Source organism: Flavobacterium sp. 270 (assembly GCF_004368785.1).
In the GTDB taxonomy this organism is placed as follows: domain Bacteria; phylum Bacteroidota; class Bacteroidia; order Flavobacteriales; family Flavobacteriaceae; genus Flavobacterium.
The window spans coordinates 803,419-826,527 of sequence record NZ_SODM01000001.1; the positions used below are offsets into that span (position 1 = coordinate 803,419).

Consider the following 23,109-nt stretch of genomic DNA (forward strand, 5'->3'; position numbering starts at 1 on the left):
AAGAAAATTTAAATAATTGAACGGGGGAGTTCTTTAAAATATGCAGCTGCATTCAATAATTATAGAAGGTGATTAGTCATTCTATAAATTTTGCCTATTTAGAATTAATTCTAAAAATTGAATACATTAAATTTTAAACAATATTTCTTTGATTAAAGAAATACAAAAAGTTATCTATTAACAAGCCTCAGAGACTGGGGGTTGAAAATAAACAACTGACATAGGGAGATTTTTTTTGAAATAAGTTTACAAATAAATTAAAAGTAAATTTGAGAAACAATTTAATATTGTTTCTGAAAGTCAAAAATAAATCTAATATAATGAAAAGACCAAATGCAAACTCGATAAAGAAAGTAACTGTCAATTCCATAAGCAAACTAATTTAGTTAGTATTAAAATCTTCAAATTTGAATCCTAAAAAACATCAAAAAAATTATAATTCATTTTACCATATAAGTAATTAAAATATAGAACATTTTGATGTTGTTTAAAAAAGCAACAAAATGATTTTGTTTAACTTTTGTTTCTTAAAATTAAGAAAAATTTAAATATTAACCAAACTTTAAAACCCTTGTGTTTTCGGACTCTCAAAAAAAATAGTTTGAAAAAAAAGGTTAAAACATCAGAAAAATCAATGTATTTCAAGCAAAAAATGAATATGATAAATTTTACAAATAATTAAACAGTTTTTCGTTAAAGTTTTAAAAAGTAGTACAAATACTACAATAAAAAAGTTACAATCGATTGTTTTTTTAAGAAAAGTATCTTTTATGAAGAATAAAACTTACAATTTTTATACAAATTCAGTTTTATTGAATAATTATAAAAAAACAGGTAGAAATACGGGGGCAATAAAAATTAAAAATGTAAACAAATGTTAAAAAACAAAAAAAAGGCAAATAATTTAACACCAATCATTTACCTTTTTTAACTAAGTTTTATCTTATAAAATATTAAGATTCAATAATTGTATTGATCTGTTTAAACAATTGTCCATCGCTTAAGAAAGCTCCCTGCTGAATTAATTCAAAAATAGAACCGTTTCTATCCTCAGTAAAAACCTTCTTTCCAACCTTCATTTCAATGTTCTCTGTAAACATATTATCACTCAGCCATTGCAAACCATCTTTTGTTAGAAAATCGGTTTCAGGAACCAATGATTTTAGCACAATCGACTGAACATGAGTATCAAAACATTGAAACAAAAAGATATGATTTCTAGAAAAATGCTCTAAAAATTCCGCTCTGGACAACACACCTTCCCAGATCAAATCCGAAAAAATATCAAGTTCCTGCTCTGCCACTTCTGGTTTATTTTCTTTAATAGAATCCCATTCTGCTTTATCAATCGCTTGTGTCGCTAAAAAGCTAGAAAATTCTGCATGTAATTCATCAAATTGCTCTTTTGTTAATCTTGCGTATTTCATTATTATTTTTTCAAATTATGTCCCTAAATAGCTTTTTAATTTTCTAAAGTATTAGACAAAAAAAGCCCCCTCAAATGAGGGGGCAAATTTACAACATTTTTTAGCGGACTAGAAAATATATCTAATACCAAATTGCATCTGCCATCTGGAGTTTAAACTAGCATCATAACTAAATGTTTTAGTTTGTGTGTTAGTAAAAGTATAAGTTGGCGTATTTCCTGCAACTGTAACACCAATTGGCTGTACACTTGTAGGCACCTGAACAACTCCCCAATCTGAATTAAGCAAGTTGCCAAGATTTAAAATATCAATACTAAACTGAATCGTATTCTTTTTTTCTGAAGCCGAAGAAACTTTAAAATTATAATCCTGAAGGAATTTAAAATCCCATTTTCCTCTCCACGGAGAAATTGCTCCATAACGCTCGGCATATTGGCCTCTTCTGCTTCTCAAATATTCATCTTGTTCAATAAATTTATTAAAAGCGTCACCTTGTCCAGCTCCGGTAAATGTCATTTGTTCAATTTCTGCCGTCGTAGGAATATAAATTAGATCATTAACAGCAGATCCGTCATTATTAATATCACCTCCATACGTATAGCTAAAACGACCTCCCTGAGCATATTCAAAGAAAGTAGAAACAGTTGAAGCCCATTTGTCATTTCCATACTTCCATTTTTTTGAAGCAACACCAATAAAACGGTGATTATCTCCATATTTAGAATTAGAAAGAACATCTTTATTTACATTACCCAACGCAGGATTAAAGGCAAATGCATCACCGGTAATTTCTGCTTCTATTGAATTCACATCCTTAGAAACCAAATAATTATAAGCTAAACTTGCGTAAAGACCATTATCAAAAGTTTTCTGAAGCTTAATAGAACTGTTAAAAGCAAATCCTTTATTAGAATTTGTCATTACATAAGCATTATTGGCTCCTTTATCTGCGGCAGTATAAATCATTCTTCCATCTACGCCTCCCAAAGTTCCTGTTGGATCTTTTAAACCCCAGTTCTGTACGTGTACACCATTAATATCTTTATTATAAGACATATCCAGCGTTAAAATATAATTACCCTCAAACTTATAATCAAATCCTAGACTCGTTCTCCAAACCTGTGGCCATTTGTAATCCGGATCCATAATCTGAAAAAAACTGTCATCTGCCCCACTTACCTGATTACCAAGCCAAACAAAAGGAATTCTACCTGTAAAGATTCCCGATCCTCCACGCAGCTGCGAAGTTGCTTTTCCTTCAATATCCCAATTAAAGCCCAATCTCGGCGACCATAAAATTTTATCACTTGGTAAATCTGTCGAAATTAATTTTACCGCATTTCCAGTAGCCGGATCAAAATAATCTACAGTATTATCTCTTCCTGCTCCACCATTCTCAGTATCAATATATTTTTGAATTAAATCTGCCGTATTAAAGTACAACGGTTTATCTGCTCTTAAACCCAACGATAGCTTAAAATTATCCGCAATACTCCAATCATCTTGTGCATAAAAAGCCCATTGTCCCACATTTAATTCTGCCAATTTCCAGCCATTATCAGCTCCAACTGCAAAATTATTTTTAGCATCATAAATATCCTGAGCATACTGTAAATTTTGAGCAACTATACTCGTTGCATACGGCTGAGCAGCATCATTTAAAAAATCCTGCGTAGTAAAATAAGGCGTGAAAAAAGTTCCGGCATAACCATTCGGATTTCCGAAATTATCATATCCACCAAGATTAAATGAATTAGCAAATTTGAATTTCTCAAAAGAAGTTCCAAATGTAAAAGAATGTTTTCCAACTGTGTAATTCAAATTATCAGTAATCTGAATTACTTTTTGGTCTAAAGTATTGTTTATAGAAAAAGGCTCGTGACCCGCAATAATATAATTTGCTCCCGATCCGTCCTGAATATTAATTACCGGAGCTGGTTTAGAAAATGGATTTCTATAATCATTAAAATGCGTATATCCGGCTTGCAATTTATTAGAAACCGTTTCACTGAATTTAGAATTCAGTTCCAGCAAAAAAGAACTCAGTTTATTATTAATCTGATAGCCAGAATTTTGAAATTGAAGAATCGATGCATTCGGACCTCTAAATCCAAGAGCCGTTGGGTGTGCTGGTTTATCTTTAGAAGCATCAAGGAAATTGTAAATAACCGCTAATTTATGATTATCAGTAATATTCCAATCTACTTTAATAATTCCTTTACTAGAATTTGATTCATGAATAAAGCCCTGATAAGCACCTGTATCATAACCTAAATTTGCCAATGCATTTTTAACCGCTATTAAATCCGATTCTAAAACTCTGGATTCATTAATCCCAGTAACGCCGTCATTATTATTAGCAACAAAATTAGAACCTAAATCGCTTCTTTTATCAATTTCAAAATTTCCAAAAATGAATAATTTATCTTTAATAATCGGAGCTCCTAAACTAAATCCTGCCTGAGTTTGCTCTAAAGAAGGTACAAAGATTTTTTCGCCTTTTATTTTACTTCCCGTCAAATCTTGATTTCTATAAAATGCATAAGCCGTACCATGAAACTCATTTGTTCCAGATTTTGTTACCGCATTTACAGAAGCCCCCGTAAATCCAGATAATGTTACATCATAAGGAGCAGTTGCAACTTGAATTTGATCGATGGCGTCTAATGAAATTGGCTGAGAACCAGTCTGACCTCCCGGAGTTGCGGCATCTAATCCAAAAGGGTTATTAAAAATTGCTCCATTTAAAGAATAATTATTGTACTGATCGTTTCTACCTCCAAAAGAACCTCCGCTTGCCGTTGGTTCTAAACGTGTGAAATCATCCGCCGATCTGGAAATTGTTGGTAAAGCCGTTAATTCTCTTCTGCCAATTGTAGTTTCGGCACCAGTTCTATTGCTTTGAAATACTTTGTTTTTGGATACGACTTTGACTTCTTCTAAAGTTTGGCTTTGATCATTTAAAACAACATCTAGATTAAATGCTTTTCCTAAATCAAGATACACATCATTATATTCCTGATTTTGATAGCCTACAAAAGTAACCACAATTTTATATGGGCCGCCAATTCTCATATTCAAAATATTAAATCTTCCGTCTTCATTAGATAAAGAAGAATATTTTGATCCTGTAGGAGTATGAATTGCCAAGATGGTTGCTCCTGGCAGAAGTTCGTTGGTAGAACTTCTTACAATACCCTTAATACTCGATGTTGTAGTCTGCCCTAAACCGATGTTAAGGCTAAAGACACATAGTAATAATGCAAAGATTTTTTTCATTTTCCCGGTTTTGAGTGAGTTAATTCCCTCAAAATTAGGCAAAAAAAAATCACTCCTAGGAGTGATTTTTATAATTTATTAACAAAAAGCTAACATACTGTTATTTTTCTGCAACAATTTCGTATGGTAATTCAACAATTACATCTCTGTGTAAACGGATGCTTGCAGTATATTTTCCTGTACGTTTTACGATACCGCTTGTGATGAATTTTCTATCAATAGCGTTACCAGATTTTTCTAATGCCTCAGCAATATCGATGTTTGTGATAGAACCAAAAAGTTTCTCTCCACCAGCTTTAGCAGTAAGTTTAATCTCAAGAGCTTTAAGAGTTTCAGCTTGAGCTTTTGCATCTGCAACAACTTTAGCTTCTTTGTGAGCTCTTTGTTTTAAGTTTTCAGCTAAAACTTTTTTAGCAGAAGGAGTTGCTAATGAAGCAAATCCTTGAGGAATTAAAAAGTTACGACCGTAACCTGGTTTTACTGATACTACATCATCTTTAAACCCTAGGTTTTGTACGTCTTGTTTTAAAATAATTTCCATGTTGTTGTCCTTTATATTTCAGAAGTTAGGTTCCATTTGACCGGAAACCAACAACTATTTTTTTAATATACTATTTTAATAAATCGGCCACGTATGGCATTAAAGCTAAGTGACGAGCTCTTTTTACAGCTACAGAAACTTTTCTTTGGTATTTTAATGAAGTTCCAGTTAAACGACGTGGAAGAATTTTTCCTTGCTCGTTAACGAATTTCAATAAGAAATCAGCATCTTTATAATCGATGTATTTGATTCCTGATTTTTTGAAACGACAGTACTTTTTAGTTTTGTTTGTTTCAATGTTTAAAGGCGTTAAATATCTGATATCTCCGTCTTTTTTTCCTTTTGCAGATTGTTCTATTGTAGACATAATAATTAAGCTTTAGTAGATTTTAATTTAGTTCTTCTTCTTTCAGCCCAAGAAATAGCATGTTTATCTAAACTTACAGTTAAGAAACGCATAACTCTTTCGTCACGTCTAAATTCAGTTTCAAAAGCAATTAGAACTTCTCCAGCTACTTTGTACTCAAATAAGTGATAAAAACCACTTTTTTTGTTTTGGATTTCGTAAGCCATTTTTTTAAGACCCCAATCCTCTTTAGATACCATTTCAGCTCCTCTGCTAGTAAGAAATTCTTCAAATTTCGTTACTGTTTCCTTCACCTGAACCTCAGATAAAACGGGATTTAAAATGAAAACAGTTTCATAATGATTCATAAATACAATATTTATTTGTTAAAATTGGGTGCAAAAGTAATCATTAAATTTATATATACAACACTTTTTTTCTTTTATTCGTTATAATGCAAAAAATAACCCACGACTTTAGTTTTTTTACCAAATAAATAATACATTTACTATTGCTATCCTGAATTTATTCTAAATTTTAAATGTTATGAAGCTAAACTGTGTTGTTGTAGATGATAGTTCTATACAGAGGACAATTATTGCAAAATTAGTTAATAATCACCCAGGTTTGCACTTAATCGGGGACTTTTCTAATGCAATTGAAGCAAAAAGCTGTATTTCTCTTAATAATATTGACTTAATTTTTCTTGATATAGAAATGCCTGTTATTAATGGTTTTGATTTCCTTGACGGACTAAAATCAAAACCTCAGATTATATTTATTACTTCTAAAGCGGAATATGCTTTAAAAGCTTTTGATTATGATGCTACTGATTACCTGCAAAAACCAATCGCTGTTGATCGCTTTAATGCTTCGGTAAAAAGAGCAATCGATATGCATTTACTTAAAAAAGAAGTAAAAGAAGAAGAAGGCGAACATATTTTCATTAAAAGTAATCTTAAAAAACTAAAAATTTTTACAGCAAAAATCAAATGGATTGAAGCTTTTGGTGATTATGTAAGAGTGGTTACCGAGGACGATAGTAATTTGGTACTTTCTACAATGAAATCTTTTGAAAATGATTTATCAAAAGAAAAATTTATTCGCGTACACAAATCGTACATTATTAATATCGATAAAGTGGAACGCTTTAACAGTAAATTTGCTGAAATTGGAATTACTAAAATTCCTTTAAGCAGAAACAAAAAAGAAGACTTAGTAAGAGCACTTTCTACTTCTTCTTAAATTTAATAAAAATCGACGTTTATTACAACTTTTATAGCTCTGTATTGAGCAACAGCTTCAAAACTATTCAGCATTTTCTGAATAGTTTTTTTTGTGCCTCCTAACGGCACATTCTGCGGAATTTTAATTAAGATAGTACGAATGTATTCATTTCTGATTCTGCTTATCGCCGGCTCTTCTGGCCCGAGAACAGGCATTCCCAAATTCTGGCTTAAAACCTGATACAGCCACATAGAACCTTCCTTTAATTTATCAAAATCCTTGTGCTTCAAAGTCAGCTTTATGATTCTGAAATAAGGCGGATATTTATAAATTTGACGGTCATACAACTGTTCCTTATACATACCTATATAATTATGGTTTGTAACCTGCTGAATCGTATTGTGATTCGGATTATAAGTCTGAATAACTACTTTACCTTGTTTTTCTGCTCTTCCGGCTCTTCCGGCAACCTGAGTCATCATTTGATAACTGCGCTCAAAAGCTCTAAAATCAGGATGATGCAACATATTATCGGCATTCATAATTCCAACAAGACTTACATTATCAAAATCCAAACCTTTTGCCAGCATTTGAGTTCCAACCAAAATATCTATTTCTCTATTTTTAAAAGCATCAATGATTTTTTCAAATCCAAATTTACCACGCGTTGTGTCCTGATCCATTCGGCTGGTTTTAGCCTGCGGAAAAAGAGACAATAATTCCTGCTCAATTTGTTCTGTTCCAAAACCTTTTGTGGTCAAATCAATACTAGAACAGCTGTGACAATGGGTTGGTTTTGCAATAGCATAACCGCAATAATGACATCGAAGCTGATTTTTATGTTTATGGAAAGTCAAACTCACATCACATTGCTGACAATGCGGCACGTGCCCGCAAGTCATACATTCTATTATAGGCGAATATCCTCTTCTGTTTTGAAACAAAATCACTTGTTCACCCAAAGACAAAGCTTCGGCAATTTCTTCTATTAAAAGATCACTAAAATGCCCCGTCATTCGTTTTCTAAAATGCTTGTCTTTAAGATCGACCAAAAGAATTTCAGGCATTCGAACATTATTATAACGTTCTGTAAGCGATACTAAACCGTATTTATCGGTTTGTGTATTAAAGTACGTTTCTATGCTTGGCGTTGCCGATCCTAAAAGCACTTTGGCTTTATGAAAATTAGCCAAAACTATTGCAGAATCTCTGGCATGATATCTTGGGGCAGGATCAACTTGTTTAAAAGTCTGCTCATGTTCTTCATCAACAATCAATAAACCTAAGTTTGCAAACGGCAGAAATAAAGCCGACCTCGCTCCTATTACGATCTGTGCTTTTTCGGCATTTTCGAGTGTTTGTTTCCAAACCTCAACTCTTTCATTATTACTGTATTTGGAATGAAAAACCGCTACTTTATCTCCAAAATGAAGACGCAGACGAGAAACCAATTGCGTAGTAAGTGCAATTTCCGGCAATAAATACAACACTTGTTTACCAAGTGCTAAATATTCTTCTATTAACTTAATATAAATCTCTGTTTTCCCGCTTGACGTTAAGCCATGAAGAAGACAAACTTCTTTCTCAATTAAATTTTGTTTGATTGCTGTAAAAGCTGTTTCCTGAGCTTCGCTTAATTGCAATTGCTTGTCCGAAGCTTGCCCTTGATAAGAAACACGATCGTGCTGCAGAAAATATTCTTCAAGGATTTCTTTTTCTATTAATACTTTTACAACTGCCGAAGTTGAATTTGAAACTTCGGTTAATTTTTTAACTGTAATAGGTTTCTTTTCTGTAGCTCTTAATTGAAAATAAGCTAAAACAATTTCTTTTTGTTTAGCAGCACTTTTAAGAACTTCCAGCAATTGTCCTAAACCTTCGTCTGTTTCGTATTTGGTATGTAATTTCACATAACGAATCAGCTTTGGTTTGTAACTTTCTTTTATTTCTTCTTCTAAAAAAATAATATCTTTTGAAATCATTTTTTGAAGAATGGGGATAATGTTTTTCTTATTTAAAATCGAGATTATATCCTGAACTTTAAGAGAACTTTGGTGGTGTAATGCTTCGTATATCAAAAATTCATCATCAGAAAGTTCGCTGTCATTTATAACAACATCCGCTTTATGCGAAATAATCGTTTCACTTTCTAATAATAAGCCACTTGGAAAAGCACCACGGTACACGTCGCCAATACCACACATATAATAATCTGCAATCCAAAGCCAGTGTTTAATCTGGATTTCGGTCGCAATGGGTTTTTCGTCTAATATTTGATGAATTTCTTTTGCTTCGTATAAGTTTGGAGCATTTTCATGAATATCCAAAACCAACGCCGTGTATATTTTACTTTTACCAAAAGGCACCGTAACCCGCATTCCTTTTTTTATAAAATGGAATTCAGTTTCAGAAATACGATAAGTAAATGATTTAGCTAAAGAAAGCGGTAAAATAACTTCGACGAAATACATGTAAAGATTTTATAATCTGTAAAATTACTTTTTATTTAATTTATTAGACGTTTTTGAGTTATTATATTCCTGAACTAATTTTAAAGTATGAATGAGCGATGTTGTATCTGCCCAATCTTCATGACCTGGAATAATATATACCGGATTTTTAAATTTCTGCTGTACTTTTTTAATCGATTTTTCCCATTCTTTTACATCAGAATCGGCAAGATAACCTAAATCTTTCGCGGAAGCGCTTTTTATAAAACAAGCTCCGTAAAGCACTTTTTCTTTATCAAACCAAACAATAATATTATCAGGTGCATGTCCCTTTCCCGGATAATAAACTTCAAATTTATGCTGCCCAACTGTAAATATTGTATCATTTGGCACTATAAATTCGGCTCTTGGTTTATTCTCTTTCTTTAAAATTTCATCGGTAAGTTTTCCAGAGTAAGTCTTTCCTTTTTGTTTATAAAATGCAATTCCTCCTGCTCTATCATCATGAGAATGCGTTGCAAAACACATTATAACTTCTTTGTTATGTCTTGCTTTTATAGTGTCTAATAAAGGCTGAAACTGGGTTTCGTCCCAGGGCGCATCAAATAAAACAACACCTTTGCTGGTTACAAGATATAGCGCATTGGCAGAAATTAAAGTTCCGTTATAATCATGAAAAGTTTTATAAACATAAAAGTCACCCGTAAGATGACTTATTTGCAATGGCGAATTCTTAGTTTGTCCAAAGCTGTTTGACAGTATGGTTAAGAAAAAAATTATCGATGCTAATTTTCGCATTTTTATGATTTCAAAAATGATTTTTTAGTTTTTCACTCGTGTCCAGTATTGCGTTCTTCCCATAATAGCAACTCCTACATAACCACGAAGTTTTAGTTTATCAGCAGAATCTAATGTAATATAACATTTGTATTTTTTACCGTTTGTAGGATCTAAAATTGTACCTCCATTATACTCCTCACCGTCTTTTTTAAGACCGTTAATAATAACCATGCCTAAAATTGGCTTGTTTTTTTCGGCTCCGTCACATTTAGTACAAACATCTTTTTTATGGCTTTCACGCAGAATCTCTACAACTTTACCATATACTTTACCCGATTTCTCATAAACCTCAACAACTGATTTTGCTTCACCTGTTTCGTCATCAATCGTTTTCCATTTTCCAATAACAGTCTGGCTCTGAATTGATCCTATTGTTAGGAAGAATACACCAATCGTTAACATCCAATTTTTCATAATATTATTTCTTTTTTTGTTTTAATTTTCTGATAGAAGCGTTCAATTCGAACCCTAAAAGCAGAATCATACAGTTTATCCAAATATAAAACATTAGAATTAATAATGTCCCAATAGAACCATAAAGTTCGTTGTATTTTGAAAATTTTATAACCCAAATCCCAAAAAAGAACGAAGATATAACAATTAAGATGGTTGTAAAGACGGATCCAATGCTTATAAAAGGCACTTTATTGTACTGTTTAGTACCATAACGTAATAATATTGAGGATGTTATCAATATCATTAAAACTACAAATAAATATCGGCCTAAAATTATGAGTGGAATGTTGTCACTAAGTACATCCTGAATGATTGTTTTTTGGATAAATACCTCAAAAACGACAATTGTAGCTACTGTAACAAACAAAATAATAGTCATGACGAGCGAAATCGCCAGCGCAACTAAATACTGGCTGAAAAACCCACGTTTATCAAAGACATGTTTAGAAGATTCAAAACCACTTAAAATCCCGTTAATACCATTTGCCATCAAAAAAATAGAAAGCAAAAATCCCGATGATAATAATCCCGAATGACTATTATTTAAGATATCACTAATAATCTTATTGATTGCATCGTACGTATTTGGAGGAACGCCTTGCTGTACAAACTGCAAAAAATCCTGCTGAAATCCTTCTATCGGTATAAAAGGGATTAAGTTTAAAATAAATAAGGCAAACGGGAATAAAGCCATAAAAAAACTAAAAGAAACGGCACTCGCATGATACGAAAATGCTCCTTCAATAATTCCCAAAGTGTACATTTCAAGGAGATCATACAAGGAGAAACCTTCTAACCACGGAAGTTTTATGTTTTTAAAAAGCCGAACTACAGAACGCAGCAACGGTATTTTTTCAATCCGATTCTCTATCTCTTGAGACATAGCTTTATTTTAGATTTTTGATTTTAGAATGTAGATTTTTGATTTTTAGAATATAGAGTATAGATTTTAGAATATAGATTTATAAAATAGTATTTAAGTCAATTCTAATTAAACTCATAACTTATAATTCAAAACTCATAACTTTTAAAACGCTTTTAAACTCAAATCCATGTTGTAAACAGAATGTGTTAATGCTCCTGATGAAATATAATTTACACCGCATAACGCATATTCTCTAATGGTTTTTTCGTTGATGTTTCCCGAAGATTCTGTCTGGCATTTTGTGCCAATTAACTGTACAGCAGTTTTTGTATCTTCATAATTAAAGTTATCGATCAGGATTCTATGAACGCCGTCGCTCAAAAGGATTTCACGAATTTCATCTAAATCTCTGGCTTCTACAATAATTTTTAAATCCAGATTATTTTCTTTCAAAAATTCTTTGGTTTTCTTAATCGCCAATGTAATTCCTCCTGCAAAATCAATATGATTGTCTTTTAGCATTACCATATCATAAAGCGCAAAACGATGGTTTTCGCCACCGCCGATTTTTACAGCCCATTTTTCGGCTACTCTAAAATTTGGCGTTGTTTTACGTGTATCTAATATTTTAGTACCTGTCCCTTCAAGCAACTTTGCGTATTGACTTGTTTTTGTGGCAATTGCAGACATACGCTGCATGGTATTAAGAACTACTCTTTCTGATCTTAAAATAGATTGTGAACTTCCCGAAACCTCAAAAACAACTTCACCATATTCTACGTGCGTACCGTCTTCGATAAAAGTTTTAATTTTTAAGGAAGGATCTACATATTCAAAAATCATTTTTGCAAGTGCAACACCTGCAATAACGCCTTGATCTTTTACTAATAATTTAGCTTGACCGTGTGCTTTTTCTGGTATACAAGCTAACGAGCTGTAATCGCCTGAGCCTACATCTTCGCGAATTGCATTACTAATTAATAATTTTAATTCGGCTTGAAATTGTACTTCGCTAATCATTTTTTATACATTTTATTAAGATGCTAAAATAGGATATATTTTGTGGATTTAAAAGCTTCGGCACTTCTAAAAATTTTAAAACTCAAAAATACAGTTTAATTATTGAAAGAAAAAACTTAAAAAATAAAAACACCTGCATATTTAAATTTTCATACTAAAACCGACTTTAATTTTAAGAAACATTAAATATCTTTGAGGTTCATTAAACAAAATTATGGGACTAATTAAAGATATTTACTCGGTTGCTTTTTACGAAAATTTTGGTCAGGCTGTCGCCGAAGTACTTCCGGGATTCAATAAACAAAAGTTTATCGATACCATTTATGAAGGCGATTTTGCTCAAAAAGAATGGAAAGACCGAATGAAACATACTACTGTTGTCTTGCATCAGTTTATGCCGGAGAATTTTGGCGAAGCCACAGCTGCAATTGATAAAATCATTAATAAGCTAAAGAAAAATAAATTTACAGAAGGAAATCTGGCGTTTATCTTTTTTGCCGATTATATCGAAATGTACGGTTTAGACGATTTTAAAACTTCGGCAAAAGCCTTTGTTTCTATTACACAATTTATTAGCTGTGAGTTTGCCGTTCGTCCGTTCATTTTAAAATACAAAGAAAAAATGATCGACGAAATGACAAAATGGTCTTTGCATGAAAGTGCTCATGTACGCCGTTTAGCCAGCGAAGGAAGCCGTTCGAGGTTGCCGTGGGCAGCGGCAATTCCGTTTTTGAAGAAAGATCCAACTTCGATTTTGCCTATTTTAGAAAATCTAAAAAACGATCCCTCTGAATATGTACGTCGAAGCGTTGCTAATAGTTTGAATGATATTGCTAAAGATAACCCCGAAATTGTGCTGGAAATTGCCGGAAAATGGAAAGGTTTGAGTAAAGAAACCGACGGAATTATTAAACACGGATCAAGAACTTTATTAAAACAAGGTCATCCCGAAATTCTAAGTCATTATGGTTTAGAAAGTTCTAATATTGAACTTTCTGATTTCGAAATTAAAACGCCTGTTGTAAAAATTGGAGAATATCTGCAGTTTCAATTCAACCTGAAAAACCTTAATAAAGACCCCAAAACAGTTCGTTTAGAATATGCTGTTCATTATAAAAAAGCAAAAGGACATTTAGCAAAAAAAGTATTCAAAATAAGTGAAAAAATCTATCAGCCTAATCAATTAATTAAAGTCGAAAGAAATCAATCTTTCAAAATAATCACAACCCGCGTTTTTCATACGGGAATTCATGAACTTTCTATTATTATTAATGGAACTGAGAGTGAAAGTTTGAAATTTGAATTGAAAGATTAAACACGAATTGCACTAATTAGCACAAATTTCTCCATTTTTGTCAGGCTGAGCGAAGTCGAAGCTCTCATGCTGAATCACTTTGCGGGGCTTCGACTTCGCTCAGCCTGACAAAACTAGACTTTACTTTACAATAACATAAATGAATTGCATACTCATTCCTTTTTCTTACTTTTATAGTTAATACCAAAAATAAAATTTGTTAATCTAAATTAAGTTACAAATTTCCATCACAACTGTAATTTTGTTTCAACTAAAAAATACCACATGTCAAACATCAGTTTAATAATCGAAGAACGCGCCGCTAATATTGGCAATTTTATGGTAGGGAGATTACTTCCCTTTCGTGAAAAAAGAGCCGTTGGACCCTTTGTATTTATCGATCATATGGGACCTGCACATTTGAGTGACCATGAAAACATGGATGTGCCCCCACATCCGCATATCGGACTTTCTACTCTTACTTTTTTATTTGAAGGAAGCATTATGCACCGTGATAGTTTGGGAACAGAATTAGAAATAAAACCTGGCGCTGTAAACTGGATGACGGCTGGAAAAGGAATTGTACATTCTGAAAGAACGCCAGAATATTTAAGACATTCTGATAAAATGCTTCACGGACTTCAGATTTGGGTTGCGCTTCCGAAAGAATTAGAACAAATGGATCCGAATTTTGCTCATGTTGAAGCATCTGATATTCCGCATTGGGAAGAAAATGGCGTTTCTTATAAATTAATTGCCGGAGAAGCTTTTGGCAGAAAATCGCCAGTTCCTGTTTATAGTCCGTTATATTTCATTGAAATAAAAAGCGAAACGACTCAAAAAATCAATATCGGAAAAGATTTATTTGGAGAAAGCGGTTTGTATATTTTGGAAGGAAGCATTAAAAGTGGTGAACATACTTACGACCCAAAACAAATCCTGATTACCAACGACAGCACTTTATGTGAGTTTGAAATTACAGCAAATTCTACCGTTTATATTTTTGGAGGAACTCCGTTTCCGGAAGAACATTTTATCTTTTGGAATTTTGTTTCTTCTGATAAAGAATTAATCGAAAAAGCCAAAAGAGACTGGACAGCACAAACATTCCCAAAAGTTCCGGGAGAAACCGAATTTGTACCATTACCTGAACCAAGAATCAAATAACTATGGATACTATAGCAGCACAAATTGACACGCGATTATATCGCACCGAAATAAAATCAGCAAGTGGCAATATCCTAATTGCAGATGAACCTCAGGAAATTGGCGGTAAAAATTTAGGTCTAAATCCGACAGAACTTTTAGCAGCTTCATTGGCTTCCTGCACAGTAATAACTTTACGAATGTACATTAATCGTAAACAATGGGAAGTCTCTGAGATAAACGTAAAAATTGATTTTGAAAGAGATTCTGAACGAAGTGTATCGGTATTTACAAGAAAAATAGAAGTAATTGGCGAGGTCGATGAAACGCAAAGACAGCGATTAGAGGTAATTGCGAACAGTTGCCCAATACATAAAACACTAACACATTCAATAGAAATTAAAACTACATTAATATAATAATCAATGGAAATTCAACAAATAAACGATACCAGAAAAGGCTATTTTGAGGCTGTAGAAGACGGAAAAGAAGCTGGCAAAATGACTTATACCTGGGCCGGAGATTCTAAATTTATTATAGATCACACAGAAGTCAGTGATGAATTTGGAGGAAAAGGTGTTGGTAAAAAACTTTTGATGGCCGTTGTAGATTATGCCAGAACAAATAACGTAAAAATAATTCCGCTTTGTCCTTTTGCAAAAAGTGTTTTTGATAAGGTTGAAGATATACGAGATGTACTTTCTTCTTAAGAAACAGAGGTTCAGAGGCTTTTTACTTACTATAATAGAGACGCACAGATGTGCGTCTTTTTTTATCTCTTTAATTATTAAGGATGCTCTCTTTGAACCTAACCTTTGAACCTCTGAACCTTTGAAGCTCTGACACTCTGAAGCTTTGAAGCTTTAACAAAAATTTTCAAATCTCCTCTAAAACTCTTACATTTGCATGTAATTTAAACCTAGACTATGACAAGGATAATTACATTTTTCTGTTTTTTTATTGCTCAAATTGGCTTTTCTCAAACGGCTGCGACATATTTAGAAAAAATTAGAAACAACGAAGCACTTTCTACTGCTTTTTTTCAACAAATGCCTAAAGGAGGCGATTTACACCACCATTTTTCAGGATCTGTTTACGCAGAACCTCTTCTGGAAAGAGCTATTGCAGAAGACTTTTATCTGAATTTAGAATCTATGGCAGTTTCTAAAACCAAACCAGCAAAAGGCAATTGGGAAACTTTTTCTTCGCTTAAAAATAACGGAAAACTAGATTTTTACAAACAACAGGTTATGCAAACGTGGTCTGCAAAAGATTACAACGGATCTGTTCCTTCTGATGATTTGTTTTTTGATTCTTTCCAGAAATTCGAAACCACTATCGCAGGTCATTTTGCTGAAGGTTTAATCGAATTAAAAAAACGCGCCATTGCCGAAAATGTAAGTTATATCGAAACACAATTATCTACAATTCCCTGCGATATGAATGTTTCTGATTTAAGTGATTTCAATACAAAACTTCGCCAAACAGAAACACAAAAAGACGAAAAAGCGGCTTTTAAACTTTTAGATGAATTGTACAAATCTTTACAGCAAAAAGACGCTAAAAAATACGCCGAAGATTTCAACACCAACTTTATAGCAAAACTGCACAAAGATCTTAAAATGGACGACGATCGTTTTACGATGCGTTATCAAAATTTTGTGCTTCGTTTTATGGAACCGGTAGATTTATTCAAAAATCTAGTGATTGCTTTTATCTCAGCAAACGACAGCAAATTGGTTGCCGGGGTAAATATTGTTTCTCCCGAACATGGCGATAATTCTATGAAAGATTATTGGCTGCACATGATTATGTTTAAATACTGTCATGCAAAATACAGCGACGTAAAATATACGCTTCATGCGGGCGAATTAACTTTAGGATTGGTACAACCGGAAGAATTAACATGGCACATAAATTCGGCTATATATATTGCCGGTGCTAATAGAATTGGACACGGAGTTGATATTGCTTACGAAGCTAATTCATATGATTTATTACGTTATATGACAAAAAATAATATTCCGATTGAGATCAATTTAGCTAGCAATGAATTTATATTGAAAGTAAAAGAAAACAGACATCCATTTTCGCTTTATAAAGAGTTTAACGTGCCAATTGTAATCAGTACAGACGACGCCGGAATTCTGAGAACCAATATGACAGAACAATATGTTTTACTGGCAAAAAGATATCCTGATGTAACTTACGAAACGATTAAAAAATACGTTTACAACAGTATAAATTACAGTTTTATTAAAGATGAATCTGTAAAAAAACAACTTTTGAAAGATTTGGATAATCATTTTAAAACTTTTGAGACAAAATTCTCTAACAATTAAAAAATCAGCTGAATCTGCTAAATCTGCGAGAGAAAAATATAGTTCCCGCAGATTTAGCAGATTTGGCAGATATTTCAAATAAGATTATATGATTCTGGAAGCTGCTTTTCTTTATGTAAAACCTGATTTGGCACATCAATTTGAAAATGACTTTGCCAAAGCAAGTCAGTATATTTCGTCTATCGATGGTTATTTAGGGCATCGTTTAGAAAAATGTCTTGAAGTTGAAAACAAATATCTTTTATTGGTTGATTGGAATACGCTCGAAGACCATACAGTTGGTTTCAGAACTTCTTCCGAATATTTAGAATGGAAAAAGCTTTTACATCATTATTACGAACCTTTTCCTGTTGTAGAGCATTTTGAAACCGTTTTTGAAAATAAAAAAAAGCACACAGATTAGATCGATTAAACGGATTGGCACAGATTTCTTTAAGTATTAATTCGTGAAAATTCGTGTAATTCGTGGCAAAAAAATAATCCGTGTTAATCCATAAAATCTGTGGCAAAAAAACAAAACAATGAATATCAAACTTATCGCCATTGGCAAAACAGACAATAAAGCTTTACAAACTTTAATCGACGATTATACGAAGCGTTTGTCTTTTTATATCAAATTTGATTTGGAGATTATTCCTGACATTAAAAACGTTAAGAATTTATCTGAAAGTCAGCAAAAAGAAAAAGAAGGCGAATTGATTCTTTCGAAACTTACGCCAACCGATCAATTGATTTTGTTGGATGAAAATGGAAAAAACTTCTCGAGCGTTGGTTTTTCTGAAGAACTGCAAAAGAAAATGAATTCGGGTATTAAAACCCTGGTTTTTGTAATCGGCGGACCTTACGGATTTTCGGATACGGTTTATAGTAAAGCGCAAGGGAAAATTTCGCTTTCGCTAATGACGTTTTCACATCAAATGGTACGTTTATTTTTTATCGAACAATTGTACCGCGGATTTACTATTTTAAGAAATGAACCTTATCATCATCAGTAAAGATTTTGTTTCAGGTTTTCTTTGTTTTAGGTTTTAGGTTATTAGCCGCAAAGACGCTAAGTCGCAAAGCTTACTTTAAAATTAAGTTTACAAGATAAATTCTACTGGAAGTCTATCAAGATTGTAAGTCACATGTTTATGCAGTAAAATTTTATATTGAAGATATTCTTCGTAACTCATATTCTTATCAAATACAAATACTAAATCTGGTACTTTATTAAATTTTATACTGTAAAATTGCTTTAATATTTCTGATATTTTTATTTCCACATTTCCCATAAAAACCTGTTTTTTACCTTTCGTAAAGTAAACCACAAAATTTTCTTTATTTGGTCTTTCCATTTTATAATACACTTTCGTGAAAGGAACAAAAGCTAAATTCTTTCCGATTGAATCGGCATACGAATAATAGTTTTCAGCTTTTTCGTTTTTGTGTGCTTTTTCGGCGCGCTTTTTTTCCTGTAGTTTTATCACTTCCGGAATTACTAATTTTAGCGGTAAACGTTTATCAATATTAAAAATCCAATTGGTAGAAATGATGCTGTTTTTTCGGTTTACCTCTGCAATAGTATCTTTGCCATCGATTTTAAAAAAGATATAAATCGGCGAAAGATCTTCTACGTTTTTAACGATTGAAACGTTTGATTTTGGTAATAAAACGTCTTCTTTTTTTCCGCAGGAAACAAGAAGAGAAATAACCAACAGAATGCTGAAAAATTTTAGTTTAAACAATTTGAAACTGAATATAGTAATAAAAAACAGAACACTTCCAAATACAAGTATTCCTAAAAAAGCATCAATTAAATAACTTAAAATTTCTGTTACGGTATAATATTTAAAAATCAAACCCGGAACTTTCCAAACTACTAAAAATGCGGGAAGAAACATCAGGATAATAGTTCCTGTTTTTTTTATTTTAGAATCAGAATCAGAAAAATTGAATCTCAAGAAATTGCAAAAATTATCAATTACAGAACAAAACAGTAATACACACAAAATCAAAAAGTAACTAAAAAGAATAACATTGTTTTCATCAATATAAATATATTTATTACTTAATATTTTTAATTGTAATACATCTTTGTCAGTACCAAACATAGCTTGTAAAGCTGCTTTCAAATAAGTAAAAACATAATCTATACTCCATAAATTATTTTGATATTTTAATATCATAAACGAACAAATAATACCAATAGAGCATATAATTGTAGGAACGAATAGAATTATTATTTTTTTATATAATCTCTTAGTAAAAAAAGCAAAAGGCAAATCTTGTTCTGCAATAGCACGCTGCTCTTCTATTTCTGAAGTTTTCCCAAATATATTTATAAAAGAACTAGTCGGAAGCCATCCCAAAATAAAATTAGTTTCTCCGATTTTTTTAGTGTACAGAGAAAATCTTGGGCTTACAAAAATTGAAAATTCTAAAACTCTAATCCTAAATATAGAACATAGTAATAGATATAAAGAATTACACAAAAACATAAATAAAACAATTAAAAAACCTAGAATTACCAATTTGAAATTAAATAGATTCATAAAAATTAAATGTTTTATTATAGATTAAGTTTATTAAACAAAGTAACACATTCTACCGCCTCTTTCACATCATGAACACGAAGAATTTTTGCGCCTTTTGTCAAAGCAATTGTATTTAAGAATGTAGTTCCGTTTAAGGCTTCTTGCGGTGTATTATTTAATGTTTTATAAATCATCGATTTTCTCGAAATTCCAGACAAAACAGGCAATTCTAAAAGATTAAAAAGTTCCATTTTCTGCATTACTTCATAATTCTGATCAGTTGTTTTGGCAAAACCAAAACCAGGATCCATAATTAAATCGTTGATTCCTAAACTTCTTGCTTTTGCCACTTTTTCAGAAAAATAAAAAAGCATTTCTTTTATAATATCTTCATATTGCGTCATACTCTGCATGGTCTGCGGATTACCGCGCATGTGCATCATTATGTACGGAACATTGTATTTGGCAATTACATCAAACATATTTTCGTCAAGTCCGCCCGCTGCAATATCATTTATAATTGCTGCACCGCTTTCTATACTTGCTTTTGCAACTTCAGCTCTAAAAGTATCAATCGATAATAATGTATCCGGAAAATGCTTCAAAATCAATTCAATCACCGGAACAATGCGCTCAATTTCTTCTTGTTCAGTCACAAATTCTGCACTTGGTTTACTGGAATATGCACCGATATCGATAAAATCTGCGCCTTCAGAAAGCATTTTTTCTACCTGAGGAAGTATTTCAGATTCGTTATTATATTTTCCGCCGTCAAAAAAAGAATTTGGAGTTACATTTAGAATTCCCATTATTTTAGGAATACTCAAATCTATCAAACGGCCTTTACAGTTTATAAACATTTTGCTTTAAGTTTTTGTTTCAGGTTTGAAGTTTTAAGTTTCAGGTTGCCATTAACAATTTGTTTAGAAAAAACTTGAAACAAAGAAAACCTGAAACTTGAAACTATATAATATAATCCTTATTTTTGAAGAAATTTTAGCAAATATACAGCATATAAATGAAGAATACTTCCTTAGAATTTGATAATGTAATTACGGTTTGCCGCACTTTGTTTATCAATAAAATGACAGATTACGGCAGTGCATGGCGTATTTTACGACTGCCTTCGCTTACAGATCAAATTTTCATAAAAGCACAAAGAATCAGAAGTTTACAAGAAAATGAAATTCGTAAAGTTGATGAAGACGAAAAAGGAGAATTCATCGGCATTATCAATTATTCAATTATGGCTTTGATTCAGTTAGAGTTAGGTGTTGTAGACCAGCCAGATTTAAACGTAGAAAAAGCAACCGAATTATACGATGCTCAAGTTAAAATAACCAAAGATTTAATGGAAGCCAAAAACCATGATTACGGCGAGGCGTGGCGCGATATGCGCGTGAGTTCGCTTACCGATTTGATCCTCCAAAAACTCCTTCGTGTAAAACAAATTGAAGACAATAAAGGAAAAACTATCGTTTCTGAAGGTATCGATGCTAATTATCAGGATATGATTAATTATTCTGTTTTTGCTTTAATATTAAATCCAATTAATAAATAAAAATCCAATACTAAAATCCCAAATTCCAATACTGAAAACTTGGAATTTGGGATTTAAAAAATTGGAATTTAAATAAATCACCCCATGAAAAACATAATTACTCAATTCTCCCGCATTTTTGTCGGCGTACTTTTTATCATTTCCGGATTAATAAAACTGAATGATCCAGTTGGTTTCTCTTATAAACTGGCAGAATATTTTAGCGAGCCGGTTTTCAATATGCCTTTTTTAGAGCCTTTGGCTTTAGGATTAGCGATATTTTTAGTGATTTTAGAAGTAGTTTTAGGAGTAATGTTATTGGTGGGTTACAAATCTAAAATGACCATTTGGGCTCTTTTACTTTTAATCGTTTTCTTTACATTCCTTACCTTCTACTCTGCTTATTTTGATGTGGTAAAAGATTGTGGTTGTTTTGGAGACGCTTTACATTTAACGCCTTGGCAGTCATTTACTAAAGATGTTGTATTGCTTTTCTTTATCTTAATTTTATTCATTAATCAACGATTAATTAAACCATTATTTTCTACGCCACAAACCAATTTTGCAGTTTATGTAAGCGTTGTTTTATGTGCATTTATGGCGGTTTGGGTTTTAAATCACAATCCGATAAAAGATTTCCGTCCGTTTAAAGTTGGAAACAATATCGAGAAAGGAATGGAAATTCCGGAAGGCGCGCCAAAATCTGTTGTAGAAATGATTTTCATCTATAAAGTAAACGGAGTTGACAAAGAATTTACCGAAAAAGAATTAGGTAATATTCCAGCCGGAGCCACTTTTGTAGACAGAAAAGACAAAGTGATTACAGAAGGTTATGTGCCTCCAATTCATGATTTTACAATGGTAAAAGACGATTCTGATTATAAAGAAGAATTATTAAAAGAACCAAAATTAGTAATTTTTGTTACTTATGATTTGGCTTTATCTGATCCAGCGGGAATGAAAAAACTGGAAAAAGTAAATCAGGAGGCAAAAGCAAAAGGATATAAAGTTATTGGAATGACAGCTTCTGGCCCAGAAGAAATTGCAAAAGCAAAGAAACAATACGGCTTAAATGTTGATTTTTATTTCTGTGATGCAACAGCTCTTAAAACAATAGAAAGAGCAAATCCAAGTATTGTAGTTTTACATAAAGGGACTGTGGTTCAGAAAGTACATTATAACGATGCTGATGATTTAAAGTTTTCTGACATTGCTTATAGCCTTTAGAAAATAATATATTATTTTAGTTGACGCCAATATTCTTTTTATAGATTATTGGCGTTTATTTTTATCATATATATTTGAATAATTGCAAACATTAAAAATCTTATAAATTTCAATTAATGAAAAATTACACTTCTTTTCTTTTCTTATTTCTAATTCTATCTTGCAACAACAAACAAAGTCAGGTTCAACAAATTAATCCAAATGAACTTCATATCAATACTATTGTTCATGATTCTTTAACCTCAGAACAAATAGAAAAGATAAAAACTATTCACAATGTATTTGCAGAAGTTGATAAAAGCAGTTTGGAGCAGACTATAACAGATTTTAAAAGAGATTTACATCCTGAAAGTGAAATAGAAATTTGGCTTCAAATGGCAAATGCCTATGAAGGTTATCTTAGCAAAAACAAAAAAAATCTAGAAGAGAAAAAAGAGGTTTTTAAATTAATCCTGTCTCGATCAATGCAAAGTACTGAAGAAACTATTAAAAATACAGATTTAAAATACCTGAGTAAAGAAGATGCAGAAGAAGTTTTAAGTTTTTATACGAATGTTCCAAAACCTTTAACAGTTGAACATAAATAATAATTC

23 protein-coding genes are annotated in these 23,109 nt (G+C 32.1%); 11 read left to right on the plus strand and 12 right to left on the minus strand.

From position 1 onward, the window contains the following. Positions 1-953: 953 nt before the first annotated feature. The 5 genes from EV144_RS03405 to rpsF all read right to left on the minus strand — a co-directional run bounded on the left by EV144_RS03405 (position 954) and on the right by rpsF (position 5,961). Positions 954-1,427, minus strand: coding sequence for a DUF6495 family protein (locus EV144_RS03405; protein WP_134146197.1), 474 nt, complete (start codon positions 1,425-1,427; stop codon positions 954-956). Positions 1,428-1,535: 108 nt separating this feature from the next. After that, positions 1,536-4,706: a TonB-dependent receptor gene (locus EV144_RS03410; protein ID WP_134146199.1), complete on the minus strand. Its 3,171-nt coding sequence runs from the start codon at positions 4,704-4,706 to the stop codon at positions 1,536-1,538. A 100-nt stretch (positions 4,707-4,806) separates the two neighbouring features. After that, a complete protein-coding gene (gene rplI / locus EV144_RS03415; RefSeq protein ID WP_134146201.1) occupies positions 4,807-5,247 on the minus strand; it encodes a 50S ribosomal protein L9 in 441 nt (146 codons plus the stop codon). A 70-nt stretch (positions 5,248-5,317) separates the two neighbouring features. Then, positions 5,318-5,614 (minus strand): 30S ribosomal protein S18, encoded by a 297-nt coding sequence (gene rpsR / locus EV144_RS03420; RefSeq protein ID WP_002987043.1) that lies wholly within the window; start codon positions 5,612-5,614, stop codon positions 5,318-5,320. Positions 5,615-5,619: 5 nt separating this feature from the next. Further along, a complete protein-coding gene (rpsF, locus tag EV144_RS03425) occupies positions 5,620-5,961 on the minus strand; it encodes a 30S ribosomal protein S6 (protein WP_134146203.1) in 342 nt (113 codons plus the stop codon). 178 nt (positions 5,962-6,139) lie between these two features. Between rpsF and EV144_RS03430 the strand changes: the two genes are divergently transcribed. Further along, positions 6,140-6,838 carry a LytR/AlgR family response regulator transcription factor gene (locus tag EV144_RS03430; RefSeq protein ID WP_095381883.1) on the plus strand — a complete coding sequence of 233 codons (699 nt, stop codon included), beginning with the start codon at positions 6,140-6,142 and terminating at the stop codon, positions 6,836-6,838. Between the two features lie 2 nt (positions 6,839-6,840). Here EV144_RS03430 and priA read toward each other — a convergent pair whose 3' ends face one another. The 5 genes from priA to nadC all read right to left on the minus strand — a co-directional run bounded on the left by priA (position 6,841) and on the right by nadC (position 12,451). Next, positions 6,841-9,291, minus strand: coding sequence for a primosomal protein N' (gene priA / locus EV144_RS03435; protein WP_134146205.1), 2,451 nt, complete (start codon positions 9,289-9,291; stop codon positions 6,841-6,843). Positions 9,292-9,315: 24 nt separating this feature from the next. Beyond that, positions 9,316-10,068: a subclass B1 metallo-beta-lactamase gene (gene bla-B1-FLAV, locus EV144_RS03440; RefSeq protein ID WP_134146207.1), complete on the minus strand. Its 753-nt coding sequence runs from the start codon at positions 10,066-10,068 to the stop codon at positions 9,316-9,318. 24 nt (positions 10,069-10,092) lie between these two features. After that, the gene (locus EV144_RS03445) at positions 10,093-10,524 is read right to left on the minus strand and encodes a DUF2147 domain-containing protein (RefSeq protein WP_134146209.1); all 432 of its coding nucleotides are present in this window, start codon (positions 10,522-10,524) and stop codon (positions 10,093-10,095) included. A 4-nt stretch (positions 10,525-10,528) separates the two neighbouring features. Further along, complete coding sequence (locus EV144_RS03450; RefSeq protein ID WP_134146211.1) at positions 10,529-11,449, minus strand: YihY/virulence factor BrkB family protein; 921 nt, start codon at positions 11,447-11,449, stop codon at positions 10,529-10,531. A 144-nt stretch (positions 11,450-11,593) separates the two neighbouring features. Then, on the minus strand, positions 11,594-12,451 hold the full coding sequence (gene nadC / locus EV144_RS03455) for a carboxylating nicotinate-nucleotide diphosphorylase (protein WP_134146213.1): 858 nt from the start codon (positions 12,449-12,451) through the stop codon (positions 11,594-11,596). A gap of 214 nt (positions 12,452-12,665) precedes the next feature. Between nadC and EV144_RS03460 the strand changes: the two genes are divergently transcribed. From EV144_RS03460 to rlmH, 7 genes are all read left to right on the plus strand, one after another. After that, positions 12,666-13,766: a DNA alkylation repair protein gene (locus EV144_RS03460; protein WP_134146214.1), complete on the plus strand. Its 1,101-nt coding sequence runs from the start codon at positions 12,666-12,668 to the stop codon at positions 13,764-13,766. A gap of 264 nt (positions 13,767-14,030) precedes the next feature. Continuing rightward, complete coding sequence (locus tag EV144_RS03465; protein ID WP_134146216.1) at positions 14,031-14,912, plus strand: pirin family protein; 882 nt, start codon at positions 14,031-14,033, stop codon at positions 14,910-14,912. A gap of 2 nt (positions 14,913-14,914) precedes the next feature. Further along, positions 14,915-15,310 (plus strand): OsmC family protein, encoded by a 396-nt coding sequence (locus tag EV144_RS03470; RefSeq protein WP_134146218.1) that lies wholly within the window; start codon positions 14,915-14,917, stop codon positions 15,308-15,310. A 6-nt stretch (positions 15,311-15,316) separates the two neighbouring features. After that, the gene (locus tag EV144_RS03475; RefSeq protein WP_134146220.1) at positions 15,317-15,601 is read left to right on the plus strand and encodes a GNAT family N-acetyltransferase; all 285 of its coding nucleotides are present in this window, start codon (positions 15,317-15,319) and stop codon (positions 15,599-15,601) included. A 216-nt stretch (positions 15,602-15,817) separates the two neighbouring features. Further along, on the plus strand, positions 15,818-17,233 hold the full coding sequence (locus EV144_RS03480; RefSeq protein ID WP_134146222.1) for an adenosine deaminase: 1,416 nt from the start codon (positions 15,818-15,820) through the stop codon (positions 17,231-17,233). Positions 17,234-17,321: 88 nt separating this feature from the next. Beyond that, the gene (locus EV144_RS03485; RefSeq protein WP_134146224.1) at positions 17,322-17,636 is read left to right on the plus strand and encodes an antibiotic biosynthesis monooxygenase family protein; all 315 of its coding nucleotides are present in this window, start codon (positions 17,322-17,324) and stop codon (positions 17,634-17,636) included. A 118-nt stretch (positions 17,637-17,754) separates the two neighbouring features. Then, entirely contained in the window at positions 17,755-18,228 is a 474-nt protein-coding gene (rlmH, locus tag EV144_RS03490; protein WP_134146226.1) for a 23S rRNA (pseudouridine(1915)-N(3))-methyltransferase RlmH, read from the plus strand. An 87-nt stretch (positions 18,229-18,315) separates the two neighbouring features. Here rlmH and EV144_RS24320 read toward each other — a convergent pair whose 3' ends face one another. Next, a complete protein-coding gene (locus EV144_RS24320) occupies positions 18,316-19,401 on the minus strand; it encodes a hypothetical protein (protein ID WP_243854607.1) in 1,086 nt (361 codons plus the stop codon). A gap of 383 nt (positions 19,402-19,784) precedes the next feature. Next, complete coding sequence (folP, locus tag EV144_RS03500; protein WP_134146228.1) at positions 19,785-20,609, minus strand: dihydropteroate synthase; 825 nt, start codon at positions 20,607-20,609, stop codon at positions 19,785-19,787. A 158-nt stretch (positions 20,610-20,767) separates the two neighbouring features. On the opposite strand from folP, the gene EV144_RS03505 reads away from it, so the two are divergent. The 3 genes from EV144_RS03505 (at position 20,768) to EV144_RS03515 (ending at position 23,103) form a co-directional block, all read left to right on the plus strand. Further along, positions 20,768-21,310, plus strand: coding sequence for a DUF1599 domain-containing protein (locus tag EV144_RS03505; RefSeq protein ID WP_134146230.1), 543 nt, complete (start codon positions 20,768-20,770; stop codon positions 21,308-21,310). Positions 21,311-21,394: 84 nt separating this feature from the next. Further along, complete coding sequence (locus tag EV144_RS03510; protein WP_134146232.1) at positions 21,395-22,516, plus strand: BT_3928 family protein; 1,122 nt, start codon at positions 21,395-21,397, stop codon at positions 22,514-22,516. 116 nt (positions 22,517-22,632) lie between these two features. Beyond that, positions 22,633-23,103: a hypothetical protein gene (locus tag EV144_RS03515; protein ID WP_134146234.1), complete on the plus strand. Its 471-nt coding sequence runs from the start codon at positions 22,633-22,635 to the stop codon at positions 23,101-23,103. Positions 23,104-23,109 lie beyond the last annotated feature (6 nt).